The organism is Mesorhizobium sp. M2A.F.Ca.ET.037.01.1.1 (genome assembly GCF_003998075.1).
Taxonomy (GTDB): Bacteria; Pseudomonadota; Alphaproteobacteria; order Rhizobiales; family Rhizobiaceae; genus Mesorhizobium.
The window spans coordinates 1-12,626 of sequence record NZ_RZSA01000059.1 but is presented as its reverse complement, the minus strand read 5'-3'; the positions used below and the strand labels follow the sequence as shown (position 1 = coordinate 12,626).

At 62.8% G+C, this 12,626-nt stretch carries 17 protein-coding genes and 1 pseudogene; 8 read left to right on the top strand and 10 right to left on the bottom strand.

Going from position 1 to position 12,626, the window contains the following annotated elements:
* Positions 1 to 543, bottom strand: a pseudogene (locus EOA27_RS05350) (GGDEF-domain containing protein); the annotation flags it as partial.
* 139 nt (positions 544 to 682) lie between these two features.
* Between EOA27_RS05350 and EOA27_RS40495 the strand changes: the two are divergent.
* The 3 genes from EOA27_RS40495 to tdh are packed head-to-tail and all read left to right on the top strand — an operon-like array spanning position 683 to position 3,118.
* On the top strand, positions 683 to 847 hold the full coding sequence (locus tag EOA27_RS40495; protein ID WP_189343157.1) for a hypothetical protein: 165 nt from the start codon (positions 683 to 685) through the stop codon (positions 845 to 847).
* Positions 844 to 2,031 carry a glycine C-acetyltransferase gene (locus EOA27_RS05345; RefSeq protein ID WP_126083105.1) on the top strand — a complete coding sequence of 396 codons (1,188 nt, stop codon included), beginning with the start codon at positions 844 to 846 and terminating at the stop codon, positions 2,029 to 2,031. The genes EOA27_RS40495 and EOA27_RS05345 overlap by 4 nt, the downstream gene beginning before the upstream one ends.
* A 52-nt stretch (positions 2,032 to 2,083) precedes the next feature.
* Complete coding sequence (tdh, locus tag EOA27_RS05340) at positions 2,084 to 3,118, top strand: L-threonine 3-dehydrogenase (protein ID WP_126083104.1); 1,035 nt, start codon at positions 2,084 to 2,086, stop codon at positions 3,116 to 3,118.
* A 203-nt stretch (positions 3,119 to 3,321) separates the two neighbouring features.
* Here the strand turns inward: tdh and EOA27_RS05335 are convergent, their stop codons facing one another.
* On the bottom strand, positions 3,322 to 3,768 hold the full coding sequence (locus tag EOA27_RS05335) for a MarR family transcriptional regulator (RefSeq protein WP_126083103.1): 447 nt from the start codon (positions 3,766 to 3,768) through the stop codon (positions 3,322 to 3,324).
* 130 nt (positions 3,769 to 3,898) lie between these two features.
* On the opposite strand from EOA27_RS05335, the gene hmgA reads away from it, so the two are divergent.
* From hmgA to EOA27_RS05315, 4 genes are read left to right on the top strand one after another with little or no spacing between them, the layout of a single operon-like run.
* On the top strand, positions 3,899 to 5,212 hold the full coding sequence (gene hmgA, locus EOA27_RS05330) for a homogentisate 1,2-dioxygenase (protein WP_126083102.1): 1,314 nt from the start codon (positions 3,899 to 3,901) through the stop codon (positions 5,210 to 5,212).
* A 10-nt stretch (positions 5,213 to 5,222) separates the two neighbouring features.
* Complete coding sequence (locus EOA27_RS05325) at positions 5,223 to 6,110, top strand: MBL fold metallo-hydrolase (RefSeq protein WP_126083101.1); 888 nt, start codon at positions 5,223 to 5,225, stop codon at positions 6,108 to 6,110.
* Entirely contained in the window at positions 6,107 to 7,120 is a 1,014-nt protein-coding gene (locus EOA27_RS05320; protein ID WP_126083100.1) for a fumarylacetoacetate hydrolase family protein, read from the top strand. Before EOA27_RS05325 ends, EOA27_RS05320 begins: the two co-directional genes overlap by 4 nt.
* A 2-nt stretch (positions 7,121 to 7,122) precedes the next feature.
* On the top strand, positions 7,123 to 7,665 hold the full coding sequence (locus EOA27_RS05315) for a DinB family protein (RefSeq protein WP_126083099.1): 543 nt from the start codon (positions 7,123 to 7,125) through the stop codon (positions 7,663 to 7,665).
* Here EOA27_RS05315 and EOA27_RS05310 read toward each other — a convergent pair.
* The 3 genes from EOA27_RS05310 to hppD all read right to left on the bottom strand — a co-directional run bounded on the left by EOA27_RS05310 (position 7,662) and on the right by hppD (position 9,446).
* On the bottom strand, positions 7,662 to 8,039 hold the full coding sequence (locus EOA27_RS05310) for a type II toxin-antitoxin system VapC family toxin (RefSeq protein WP_126083098.1): 378 nt from the start codon (positions 8,037 to 8,039) through the stop codon (positions 7,662 to 7,664). The two genes, EOA27_RS05315 and EOA27_RS05310, sit on opposite strands and share 4 nt — an antisense overlap.
* Positions 8,036 to 8,260 (bottom strand): type II toxin-antitoxin system prevent-host-death family antitoxin, encoded by a 225-nt coding sequence (locus EOA27_RS05305; protein ID WP_126061250.1) that lies wholly within the window; start codon positions 8,258 to 8,260, stop codon positions 8,036 to 8,038. Before EOA27_RS05305 ends, EOA27_RS05310 begins: the two co-directional genes overlap by 4 nt.
* A 70-nt stretch (positions 8,261 to 8,330) precedes the next feature.
* Positions 8,331 to 9,446: a 4-hydroxyphenylpyruvate dioxygenase gene (hppD, locus tag EOA27_RS05300; RefSeq protein ID WP_126083097.1), complete on the bottom strand. Its 1,116-nt coding sequence runs from the start codon at positions 9,444 to 9,446 to the stop codon at positions 8,331 to 8,333.
* A gap of 138 nt (positions 9,447 to 9,584) precedes the next feature.
* On the opposite strand from hppD, the gene EOA27_RS05295 reads away from it, so the two are divergent.
* The gene (locus EOA27_RS05295) at positions 9,585 to 10,052 is read left to right on the top strand and encodes an Lrp/AsnC family transcriptional regulator (RefSeq protein ID WP_126083096.1); all 468 of its coding nucleotides are present in this window, start codon (positions 9,585 to 9,587) and stop codon (positions 10,050 to 10,052) included.
* Here EOA27_RS05295 and EOA27_RS05290 read toward each other — a convergent pair.
* The 5 genes from EOA27_RS05290 to EOA27_RS05270 form a co-directional block, all read right to left on the bottom strand.
* A complete protein-coding gene (locus tag EOA27_RS05290) occupies positions 10,049 to 10,387 on the bottom strand; it encodes a TIGR01244 family sulfur transferase (protein ID WP_126083095.1) in 339 nt (112 codons plus the stop codon). The genes EOA27_RS05295 and EOA27_RS05290 overlap by 4 nt on opposite strands.
* A 91-nt stretch (positions 10,388 to 10,478) precedes the next feature.
* Positions 10,479 to 10,916, bottom strand: coding sequence for a DUF6691 family protein (locus EOA27_RS05285; RefSeq protein ID WP_126083094.1), 438 nt, complete (start codon positions 10,914 to 10,916; stop codon positions 10,479 to 10,481).
* Positions 10,917 to 10,919: 3 nt separating this feature from the next.
* Positions 10,920 to 11,342, bottom strand: coding sequence for a YeeE/YedE thiosulfate transporter family protein (locus EOA27_RS05280; RefSeq protein WP_126083093.1), 423 nt, complete (start codon positions 11,340 to 11,342; stop codon positions 10,920 to 10,922).
* A 123-nt stretch (positions 11,343 to 11,465) separates the two neighbouring features.
* Positions 11,466 to 12,407 (bottom strand): zinc ABC transporter substrate-binding protein AztC, encoded by a 942-nt coding sequence (aztC, locus tag EOA27_RS05275; protein WP_126083092.1) that lies wholly within the window; start codon positions 12,405 to 12,407, stop codon positions 11,466 to 11,468.
* Between the two features lie 29 nt (positions 12,408 to 12,436).
* The coding region (locus tag EOA27_RS05270) for a metal ABC transporter permease (RefSeq protein ID WP_189561963.1) at positions 12,437 to 12,626 on the bottom strand (190 nt) is incomplete at its 5' end.

Sequence of the window (12,626 nt, the reverse complement as noted above, 5' to 3'; positions counted from 1 at the left end):
GCCCGACAGTGTCGCATTGGCGACGGAAGCGTCGAGGCCGGCGCGTTCGCCGCCGGCCTTGTAGCCGTTCCTCTGCATGCCGAGCTGCGACTCGAAGGACGAGACCAGCCTTTCGCCATTGGCGACGAGCCCGACCGAGAAGTAATCGAGGTGGAACGGCTTGTTGAACAGCACATATTCGATCGACTTCGGATCGTTGCGTGCCGGCGACAGCGGATCGGCGCCGGTCTCCTTGAGCAGCCGGTCGTAGCTGGTTTCGAATTCGCCGGTCGCCTGCTTGAGCGCGGTGACCAGCGACGGCTGCTTGTCGCGCGAGGCAGCGCCCGTGGCGCTCGCCAGGAAGACGATGCGCTGCGACAGCGCCTTCTGCGTCGAGACGATGTCGAGCAGGGCATCATTGTGCTGCTGCTGCGCCATCAGCTGCTGCAGAAGAATGAAGGAGGCCACCACCATGGCGGCAATAATCGTGAGCGCCAGCCAGTAGCCGGTCTTGATGAGCAGGATCAGCTTGCGCGAAACGCTCTGCACTGGCTGCTGCGACATGATCTAAGTGACCCTCCGGTCGACGGATTCCCGCCTTGGATGCGTGACGGGAAGACGCTTGCCCTGAAAGGGTTAACAGCTCGGCAAAGGAGGCTGATGGCGATCGCGGCGGCGCGACAAAGCTCGCAAGATGGTTATCATGTCGTTTCCCGCGCACAGCTTTTTGATCGCATTGCTGTTGCACCGCCGGGAAGGATTGCTGTCCGGCTTTCGCGACGCCACCGAAGCGGTCGCTTTTGCGATGGATTTTTTGCAGCCGTGGCGCGACAGTCCGGCCTCGAACCGAACAGGGCCGGACCCATGAGCAAAGCATTCCTTTCCCACATCGACAGCGAGCTCCAGGGGCTGAAATCGGCCGGGCTCTACAAATCCGAGCGGGTGATTTCCTCCATGCAGTCCGCCGAGATCGAGGTCGGCGGCGAAAAGGTGCTGAACTTCTGTGCCAACAATTATCTCGGCCTCGCCGATAGCCTGGACCTGCGCGACGCGGCAAAGCAGGCGCTCGACCGCTACGGCTACGGCATGGCTTCGGTGCGTTTCATCTGCGGCACGCAGGAGGAGCACAAGGAACTCGAGACGACGATCTCGTCCTTCCTCGGCATGGAGGACACCATCCTCTACTCTTCCTGCTTCGACGCCAATGGCGGGCTGTTCGAGACGCTTCTTGGCGAGGAGGACGCCATCATCTCCGACGCCTTGAACCACGCCTCGATCATCGACGGCGTCAGGCTCTCCAAGGCCAAGCGCTTCCGCTACGCCAACAACGACATGGCCGATCTCGAGGCCAGGCTGAAAGAGGCAAAGGACTGCCGCTTCCGGCTGATCGCCACCGACGGCGTGTTCTCGATGGACGGCATCATCGCCAATCTGCGCGGCGTCTGCGATCTGGCCGCAAAATACGATGCGATGGTGATGGTCGACGACAGCCATGCGGTCGGCTTCGTCGGCAGGAACGGCCGCGGCTCGGCAGAGCATTGCGGTGTCGAGGGGAGGGTGGACATCATCACCGGCACGCTGGGCAAGGCGCTGGGCGGCGCCTCCGGCGGCTACACGTCCGGCAAGAGGCAGGTGGTCGACTGGCTGCGCCAGCGCTCGCGGCCCTATCTCTTTTCCAACACGCTGATGCCGGCCATCGCCGGCGCTTCGATCAAAGTGTTCGACCTGATTCGCCATGGCGACGCGCTGCGTGAGCGCCTATATGCCAATGCGGATCGCTTCCGCTCCAGCATGGGTAAGCTGGGCTTCACCCTGGCCGGCGCCGATCACCCGATCATCCCGGTGATGCTGGGCGATGCGGCTTTGGCGCAGGAGATGGCCGCGCGCATGCTGAAGCGCGGCATCTATGTCATCGGCTTCTCCTTCCCGGTCGTGCCGAAGGGCCAGGCGCGCATCCGCACCCAGATGTCGGCGGCGCATTCCAGCGCCGACATCGATCGGGCGGTCGAAGCGTTCGGCGAGGTCGGCAAGGAACTGGGCGTCATTTCCTGAACGCCCGGCGCTAGAAAACGATTCCGGATCAATAGATTCGAAGGACAACAGAATGTCGAACATGATGAAAGCGCTGGTGAAGGCCAAGGCTGAGCCGGGCATCTGGATGGAAGAGGTGCCGGTGCCGGAGATCGGCCCTAACGACGTGCTGATCAAGGTCAAGAAAACCGCGATCTGCGGCACCGACGTCCACATCTACAATTGGGACCAGTGGGCGCAGAAGACTGTGCCGGTGCCGATGGTGACGGGCCATGAATTCGTCGGCACTGTCGCCGATTTCGGCGCCGCGGTCACCGAATACAAGGTCGGCCAGCGCGTCTCGGGCGAAGGCCATATCGTCTGCGGCCATTGCCGCAACTGCCGCGCCGGGCGAGGGCATCTATGCCGCAACACGCTCGGCGTTGGCGTCAACCGCCCCGGCGCTTTTGGCGAATATATGGTCATCCCGCAGCACAATGTCGTGCCGATCCCGGACGATGTTCCGGACGAGATCGCGGCGATCTTCGATCCGCTGGGCAATGCGGTTCACACTGCACTGTCCTTCGATCTGGTCGGCGAGGACGTGCTGGTCACCGGCGCCGGCCCGATCGGCATCATGGGCGCGCTGGTCGCGCAATGCGTCGGCGCGCGAAAAGTCGTCATCACCGACATCAACCCGGTCCGGCTGGATCTGGCGCGCAAGCTTGGCGTCCAGCATGTGGTCGACGCCTCGAAGGAAAAGCTGCGCGATGTCATGCCTTCGATCGGCATGAGCGAAGGGTTCGATGTCGGCCTGGAGATGTCGGGTGCCGCGCCTGCCTTCCGCGACATGATCGACACGATGAACAATGGCGGCAAGATCGCCATTTTGGGCATCGCGCCCACCGGCTTCGAGATCGACTGGAACAAGGTCATCTTCAAGATGCTGCATCTCAAAGGTATCTACGGCCGCGAGATGTTCGAGACCTGGTACAAGATGATCGCGCTCGTGCAGGGGCCGCTGGATGTTTCGGGGCTGATCACGCACCGCATTGGGATCGACGATTTTCAGGTAGGGTTCGATGCGATGCGGAGCGGCAGCTCGGGCAAGGTGGTGATGGATTGGTGAGGGGCTTCTAAGGAAACGTCGAGTTCCTTCGCCCCCTCTCTGTCCTGCCGGACATCTCCCCTCAAGGGGGGGAGATTGGCAGTTTCGGCGCCGGCTCTCATCCTGCAATGTTGCCGATTGGCGAAAGCCGGGGTGACATCTAATCTCCCCCCAAGAGGGGGAGATGTCCGGCAGGACAGAGAGGGGGGCCTCGCGCCAACCTATCAGCCCTTTTCCTCCAAGGCCCCCTCCAGCGCCGCGATCCCCGTCACGATCGCCGCCCGTTCCTCCGCGCTGAACCTCCCCAGAAGCTCCCTTTCAAACGCCTTCGCCAGCGGCACCATTTCCCGATAGGCGGCAACTCCCGCCTTGGTCAGCGCAAGATGCTCGACCCGCCGATCCTTCTCGTCCGGCGTGCGCGTCAGCCAGCGCCGGCGTTCCAGCTCGGCCACGGCGCGCGACACCTTGGTCTTGTGCATGGCCGACTGCTCTCCGAGCTCCGTTGCCGTCATCATGCCGCGCTGGCCGAGGCCTGAGAGCGTGCGCCATTCCGGCCGCGTCAGGCCGTGGCGCTCCTTGTAGATGCGGGAGAACTCGCGGCTGACGGTGTCCGCCAGCTGGTAGAGACGGTACGGGAGAAAGCTTTCAAGATCCAGGATATCCGGTTCCATGAAGCGCTCCTCCGGGATGCAGCGCGGCGTTGATAGTTACATTTTCGATGGTTACAAATGAAACCAGTTTGGTCAACATCGCCGACAGGCTAGCACCGTGAGGCTGGACGTCGGGATCAGGGAGGATCGGATGGGCTTTTCATATATGCCGGGCTTCGGCAATGACTTCGAGACCGAGACTCTGCCCGGCTCGCTGCCGCAGGGGCGCAACTCGCCGCAGCGGCCTGCCTATGGGCTTTATGCCGAGCAGCTCTCCGGCTCGCCTTTCACCGCGCCGCGCGGCACCAATGAGCGTTCGTGGCTCTACCGCATCCGCCCGAGCGTGAAGCACACCGGCCGCTTCAAGGGCGTGAGCTATCCCTTGTGGAAGACTGGCCCCAACATCGGCGATCATGAGCTGGCGCTCGGCCAATACCGCTGGAATCCGACGCCCATGCCCACCGAGCCGACGGACTTCATCTCCGGCATGCGCACCTTCACCACGGCCGGCGATGCTGTCGGGCAAACCGGCATGGCCGCGCATGTCTATGTCGCCAACCGCTCGATGGTCGACGACCATTTCTTCAACGCCGACGGCGAGTTGCTGGTCGTGCCGCAGGTCGGCGCGCTGCGCTTCGTCACCGAGATGGGTGTCATCGAGCTTCGGCCCGGCGAGATCGCCGTGCTGCCGCGCGGCCTGGTCTTCAAGGTCGAGCTCGCCGACAAGGAGGCGCGCGGCTATGTCTGCGAGAATTATGGCGCCAAATTCACCATGCCGGACCGCGGCTCGATCGGCGCCAATTGCCTGGCCAATCCGCGCGACTTCAAGACGCCCTGCGCCTGGTTCGAGGAGAAGGAGACGCCGTGCCGGCTCATCGTCAAATGGTGCGGCTCTTTCCACGTCACCGAACTTGGCCATTCGCCGCTCGATGTCGTCGCGTGGCACGGCAACTACGCGCCCTACAAATATGATCTGGCTACGTTTTCGCCGGTCGGAGCCATCCTGTTCGACCATCCGGACCCGTCTATTTTCACCGTGCTGACGGCGCCGAGCGGCGAGGAGGGCACGGCCAATGTCGACTTCGTCATCTTCCCGCCGCGCTGGCTGGTTGCAGAGGACACGTTCCGTCCGCCATGGTACCACCGCAACATCATGAGCGAGTTCATGGGCCTGATCCATGGCCAGTACGACGCCAAGGAAGAGGGCTTTGTGCCGGGCGGCATCAGCCTGCACAATCAGATGCTGGCGCATGGGCCGGATGCTTCCGGCTTCGAGAAAGCCACCCGCGCCGAGTTGAAGCCGGTCAAGCTCGACAACACCATGGCCTTCATGTTCGAGACCCGATTTCCCCAGATGCTGACGCGCTATGCCGCGGAACTCGGAACCTTGCAGGAGAACTACATCGACTGCTGGGCCGACCTGAAGAAGCGTTTCAACGGCACCCCGGAGGGCGATTGGTCTTGAGGCTCGCCCGATGAGCGACAGGCTGGTGCTTCTGGGTTCCAAGGGCGGCCCGGCGTTGCGTCCGGGCGGGCCATGGCCGAGCTCATCGCTCCTTCAGATCGGCGAGCGTGACATCGTCGTCGATTGCGGGCTCGGCGTCACGCGCGGTCTGGTCGATGCCGGCGTCAGCCTCAGGGCGCTTGACCTGATCTTCATCACGCACCTTCATTCGGACCATATTTTGGAACTCGGGCCGCTGATCCACACCGCTTGGACAGCGGGGTTGACGACGCCGATGACCGTTTTCGGCCCACCCGGCACACAGGACTACTGGCGGCATTTCTGCCGGGCGATGGAATTCGACATCGGGATCCGCATCGTGGACGAGGGCCGGCCGGATATCCGCGAACTGGTCTCCATCAAGGAATTCGGCGAGGGCGCCATCCTGGAGGAGGAAGGACTGACAGTGACGGCGCTGCGCGTCGACCATCCGCCGGTGACCGACTGTTTTGCGTTGCGTTTCGAGCATGGCGGTAGAAGCGTAGTTTTTTCCGCCGACACGGCCTTCTTTCCGCCGCTGGCCGGCTTTGCCAAAGAGGCCGACATTCTCGTCCATGAGGCCATGCTGGAAGAAGGTGTGGAAAGGCTGGTCGCCCGGACCGGCAACGGCGCGCGGCTGCGCGAGCACCTCTTCGCCAGCCACAGCCTCGCCGAGGATGCCGGCCGCATCGCCAGCGATGCCGGTGTGCGGCGGTTGGTGCTCAACCATCTCATTCCGGCCGACGATCCAGCCATCGGCGAAGCCGATTGGGTCGCCGCTGTCAGGAAAACTTGGCCGGGTGACTTGACGATCGCCCGCGACGGCCTTGTTGTACAACTAAGCGGCGCCAAAGCCGCGCAAGGAGAGGAAACCGCATGAAGCTTGCCACACTGAAGAACGGGACGCGCGACGGGAAGCTTGTCGTGGTCTCGCGCGATCTGACGCGGTTCACCGATGCCTCCTTCCTGGTGCCGACGCTGCAGGCCGCGCTCGACGACTGGCGCCGCATTGCCCCGCATCTCGCGACGTTGGCGGAATCGCTCGAGACCAACGCCGTCCCGTCGGAGCGTTTCCACGAACACAACGCGCATTCGCCGTTGCCGCGGGCCTATCAATGGGCGGACGGCTCGGCCTATGTGAATCATGTCGAGCTGGTGCGGAAGGCGCGCGGCGCCGAGATGCCGGCAAGCTTCTGGACCGATCCGCTGATCTACCAGGGCGGCTCGGATAGTTTTGTTCCCCCGCGCGATCCGATCCGCATGGCCGATGAAGCCTTCGGCATCGACATGGAGGCCGAGGTTGCGGTCGTCGTCGACGACGTGCCGATGGGCGCGAGCCTGGAAGAGGCGAGGGAGGCGATCCGCCTCGTCATGCTGGTCAACGACGTGACGCTGCGCGCCATCACCGGGCCGGAACTGGCCAAAGGCTTCGGCTTCTTCCAGTCGAAACCGTCATCGGCCTTCTCACCGGTCGCTGTCACACCCGACGAACTGGGCGATGCCTGGGATGGCGGCAAGGTCAGCCTGCCGCTGCTCGCCGATCTCAACGGCAAGCCCTTCGGCCGCGCCAATGCCGGCGTCGACATGACCTTCGATTTTCCGGCATTGATCGCGCATGCCGCGAAAACCCGGCCGCTTGCCGCCGGCACCATCATCGGCTCCGGCACCGTTTCCAACAAGCTGAATGGCGGGCCGGGCAAACCTGTCTGGGCCGGCGGCGCCGGCTATTCCTGCATCGCCGAACTGCGCATGATCGAGACCATCGAGAGCGGCGAGCCAAAGACGCCGTTCCTGCTTTTCGGCGACACGGTGCGCATCGAGATGAAGGACAAGGCAGGCCACTCGATCTTCGGCGCCATCGAGCAGAAGGTCGAGAAATACGAGGGGTGAAGGTGACCCTGCTCGAGCATCTGCGCCGCATGGCTCGCAACAATCTGTGGTCGAATGACCGGCTCTACCGCGCCGTGCTGGCGATGCAGCCCGGCGAGTTTGAGGCCGAGCGCGTCAGCTTCTTTCCATCGATCAGGGAAACGCTCAACCATATCCTCGCGGTCGACCGTCTCTATCTCGATTTCCTGACCGATGGCGGCCTCGGCGCGGCGGCCTACGACAACTTCGTTCCGTTCGACGATGCGGCAAGCCTGGCGGCGGCACAGGCCAATTTCGACCGCAAGCTTGTCGCCTACTGCGATGGCTTGTCGGAAGCCGATCTCGACCGTCGAGTCATAACCGACCGGCGCGAGGACGGCCTGATCCCCGAGCGCATCGGCGACATCCTCGCCCATGTCTTCCTGCACGACATCCATCACCGCGGCCAAGTGCATGCCATGCTCTCCGGCACGTCGGTAGCGCCGCCGCAATTGGATGAGTTTCTGCTCGACTACGACATCAAGCTGAGGAGGGACGAAGTCGAGCGGTTGGGGCTGGAAAGTTAAGCTAGCGCAACGTTGTACCGAGCGAAATGCGAGTCGGATGTCAGGATCGTCAGGTTCTCTATCTGCGCCTGTGCAATTAGCAACCTATCGAACGGGTCGCCATGGTGAGAAGGTAGATCGCCGACTGCGTGCGCATGCAGCAAGGTAACGGCGAGGGGCTGAAACCGCATCCTCGGAAGCAATGCCGGCAGGTCATCTGGCGCCTGAAGTTTTCCAATTGATCGTTTGATGGCGATTTCCCAAACGCTTGCCGCGCTCGCGAACACCACCGCTTCGGAGTTCAGGATGGCACGGTGCTGTTCGCTGAGACGTCGATCGTCCGAAATCGACCAGAGGATAATATGCGTGTCGGCGAGAAACGGACCTGTCGTCATTTGACGTACTCGTCCCATTCGGGACCGAGTTCGTCAAAGTCGTCCGCAATCCAGATCTTGCCCTTCAGGGCGCCGATACGCGGAAGCGGTTCGACCACCTCCGGAGGTACAATACGCGCGGCAACCCTGCCATGGCGCGTAAGCACGATCTCCTCGCCGGCTTCCGCGCGGCTTACGAGTTCCGACAATTTGGCCTTGGCTTCGGCGATGGAGACATTCATGGATGCGACCCTTTATGACCATAATTTAGGTCATAATTGATCGCATCGCAAGACATCCGAATCGGATCGCCTACGCCGCCTTGCCGTCCAGCTTGATCACGCCGCGCTTGATCTGGTCCTGCTCGATCGATTCGAACAGGGCGCGGAAATTGCCTTCGCCAAAGCCTTCGTCGCCCTTCCTCTGGATGAACTCGAAGAAGATCGGGCCGATCACGGTTTTGGAGAAGATCTGCAGCAGGATCTTGGTCATGCCGCCGTCGACCACGCCTTCGCCGTCGATCAGGATGCCGTGCTTCTTCATGCGCTCGATCGGCTCGTCATGGCCGTGCACGCGCTCATGCGACATCTCGTAATAGGTGTCGGGCGGGCCTGGCATGAACTTCAGCCCATTGGCGGCCAGCTTGTCGGTTGCCTCGTAGATGGCGTCGGTGCCGACGGCGATATGCTGGATGCCTTCGCCATTGTACTTCTTGAGGTACTCGGCGATCTGGCTGGTCTCGTCCTTGGATTCGTTCAGCGGAATGCGGATCTTGCCGCAGGGCGAGGTAATGGCGCGGCTCACCAGGCCGGTGATCTTGCCGTCGATGTCGAAGAAATGGATCTGCTTGAAGCCGAACAGGTCGCGGTAGAAATCCCACCACTTGTCCATGTTGCCGCGATAGACATTGTGGGTGAGGTGGTCGAGATAATAGAAGCCGACGCCTTCCGGCTTCGGGTCGCGCTCGCCCAGCCACTCGAACTCCGCGTCATAGGCCGAGCCCTTCTCGCCATAGGCTTCGATGAAGTAGAGCAGCGAGCCGCCGATGCCGACAATGGCCGGCACGTCGAGCGCCTTGTTGGTACCTTCATAGGGCGTCGCGCCCTTCGAGACAGCGTGCTCGAAGGCGTGTTTGGCATCGACCACGCGCCAGGCCATCGAGGCGGCGCAAGGGCCATGCTTCTCGACGAACTTCATCGCATGCGAGCCCGGCTCGGCATTGACGACATAGTTGATGTCGCCCTGGCGCCAGACGGTGATGTCCTTGGTCCGGTGCTTGGCCACTGCGGTATAGCCCATGCGGGTGAACAGCTCGGCAAGCTTGGCGGGCTCGGGGTGCGCGAATTCGACAAACTCGAAGCCGTCGGTGCCGGCCGGGTTTTGCTTGCTGATTTTCGCGGGTGGCGCGTCGTGCGGGAAGGGGCCCATGGCAGTCCTCCGAAAGCTGTTGCGGCCGGGCTTGGCCATCTTTCATCAGGATAGCGCGAAGCCGCTGCACGGTGCTTGCATTCAGTCGCCCATAATGCGCATCATGTGCGCAAATTGTGCATGAGTGGAGGAATACGTATGGATGATGCGCGCCTTGATCAGTTTGACCGCAAGATAATGGCGCTTCTGCAGGACGACGCGCGATACACCAACAACGATCTTTCGGAGCGCGTGAACCTGTCGCCCTCGCAATGCTCGCGCCGCCGCCAGCGGCTGGAGGACGATGGCTACATCAAGGGCTACCGCGCCGTGCTCAACCGCGATCGTCTCGGCTTTTCGCTGGTCAACGTCATCTCGGTGACCCTGGCCACCCACAACCGCGACAATGCCCGCCGCTTCGGCGAACTGGTGGCGCGACTGCCCGAGGTGCAGGAGGCGCACGCGCTGACCGGCGAGATGGATTACATCCTGAAGGTGGTGACGCCCGATCTCAAATCACTGTCGGAGTTCGTCAACGGCGTTCTGCTGCCGCATGAATCCGTGCAGCACGTGAAGACGGCGATCGTGCTGGAGACGCTCAAGGAAACCGGCGCGCTGCCGATTTAACCCCGCTGCTGCTGGATCAGGCCGTAAAGATTGGTGCAGCGCGCGCCCGAGCGGCAATAGGCGAAGACCGGCCCTTCGAGCTCGTCGAGCGCGGCGGCCTGGTCCTCGACATTGTTCATGGTGATCTGGCCGCTGATGACCGGAATGTAGCGGAACGCCAGCCCCGCCGCCTCGGCCGCGGCCTTGACGCTGTCGGCAGTGGGCTGGCCAGGCTGCTCGTCATCCGGCCGGTTGCAGATCACGCTCTTGAAGCCGGCGTCCTTGATGGCGGCGATGTCCTGCGGCTGGATCTGGCCGGAGACCGAATAGTCGTCGCTGATCTGGCGGTATTCCATGATGTCGTCCTCGCAATCCTAGGCGCCTGTTGGCTTGGGCGCAGTTCTGTCACTCCCCGGACCGGCGGGCAACCACTGCGGTGGAGATTTCCTATGTGGTCGCCAGGCGGGCAAGCCGGGTCCTGGCCAAGCGCCCCACCGCGATGCCCGCCACCATCGCGCCGACGAAGATCAGCGTCTCCGCGCGGCCAAGGCCGAGCGCCGGGATGGCGCCGCCTGGGCAAAAGCCCGCAATGCCCCAGCCGATGCCGAACAGCGCGGCGCCCCCGACGAGTTGGCTGTCGATGTCCTTCCTGCCCGGCAAGGCGAAAGCCGTTTCGAATACCGGCCTCTTGCGTCGGGCGAAAATGAAGCGGTAACCGGCAAAGGCAATGGCCAGCCCGCCGCCCATCACGAAGATCAGGCTAGGGTCCCAGGTTCCGGCGATGTCGAAGAAATTCAGCACCTTCGCCGGATTGATCATGCCGGACACAGCGATGCCCAAACCGAAAAGTCCGCCGATCAGGAAGGCCGAGGCGAGCTTGCTCATGGTTCAGCCTCCAATCACATGACGGGTGACAAAAACGGTGACGAAGGCGGTGGCCATGAAGGTCGCAACGGCGACGAACGAGCGCGGTGACAGTCGCGCGATGCCGCAAATGCCGTGCCCGCTCGGACAACCGCCACCGAAATGCACGCCGACACCGACGAGAAAGCCGCCGACGACAAGGGCCAGCGTCGGTACCGGCACATTGAACTCGATGTCCTTGCCGGCGAGCTGGATCAGCAACGGCGCGCCGATCGCGCCGGCGAGAAAGGCAGCGCGCCACTTCCAGTCGGCGGACACTGGCGGGATAACGCCGGCCAGTATCCCGGTCATTCCCGCAATGCGGCCATGCAATTCCATCAGCAGCACGGCCGACAGCCCGATCAGGGCTCCGCCAAGCAGAGACTGGAAAGGCGTGAAGTCGGTCATGGAAAGGCCAATCCGCTTCGATCAGGAGATGTTCATTCAGCAGATAGACATTTTCGCATGGGAATCCAGCCGGAAATGTCCGGCTGGAAAGGCGGCGTTTGCCGTTTCGCCGACTAGCCCGGCTCAACTGCCGAGGATCGCGCCTTTGATCTGAGTGATGTTGTTGTGCATCATGTCGATATAGGTCGAGGCCGGGCCGTCCGCCCCCGACAGCGCGTCCGAATAGAGCGTGCCGCCGACCTTGATGCCGGTCTCGCCGGCGATCTGCTCGATCAGCCGCGGATTGGTGATGTTTTCCACGAAGATCGCCGCAGCCTTGTCCTGCTTCACCTGTTCGACGAGCTTGGCGACGTCGGCCGCGGAAGGCTCGGAATCGGTCGAGATGCCCTGCGGCGCCAGGAAGGTTAGGCCGTATTCATGCTCGAAATAGCCGAAGGCGTCATGCGAGGTGATGACCACGCGCTTCGCTTCCGGGATCGACTGGATTGCCGCCTTCACTTCGTCTTCCAGCGCATCGAGTTTTTGGGTGTAGGCGGCCGCGTTGCTTTGATAGGCGGTGCAGCCTGCGGCATCGGCGGCGCAAAAGGCATCGGCGATGTTCTTCACATAGATCTTGGCATTGACGATCGACTGGAACGCGTGCGGATCGGTGACGGTCTTGCCGCCGCCGGTATCGGCGCCTTCGGCGGCATCCGCGTCGGCGAATTCCGGCTTGAAGTCGATCGGCGTGACCCCCTTGGTCAGCGTCACGATCGCGGCCTTGGTGGCGCTCGCATCGACCAGGCGCTGCAGGAAACCTTCGAAATGCAGGCCGTTGACCAGCACGACGTCGGCGCCTGCCATCGCCACCGCGTCGGCCGGGCTCGGCTCATAGACATGCGCGTCGCCGTCCGGCCCGACAATCGTGGTGATGTTGACCCGGTCGCCGCCGACATTCTTCGCGAAATCGGCAATCACGGTAAAACTCGCCACCACTTTGAGCGGCGCCGCGAAGGCGGAAGAGGTCGCGAAGGCGCTTAATGTTATAACACTCAAAGCCAGCGCAGCACGGAAGGATTTCAGCATTGGGACAGTTCTCCTTGCTTGGGGATTGGTCAGGCGGTGCGGTGGCGGTGGTGCACGATGCGGGCGCGCAGGACGCCGCGCGTGCCGAACAGGATCGAGCAGAAATAGACGACGCCGGCCGAAAGGATGATCGCTGGGCCGGAAGGCAGCGAGGCGTGGTAGGACAGAAGCAGACCGGCGATGCAGGAGGCAAAGCCGATCAGCACGGCCAGCACGCAC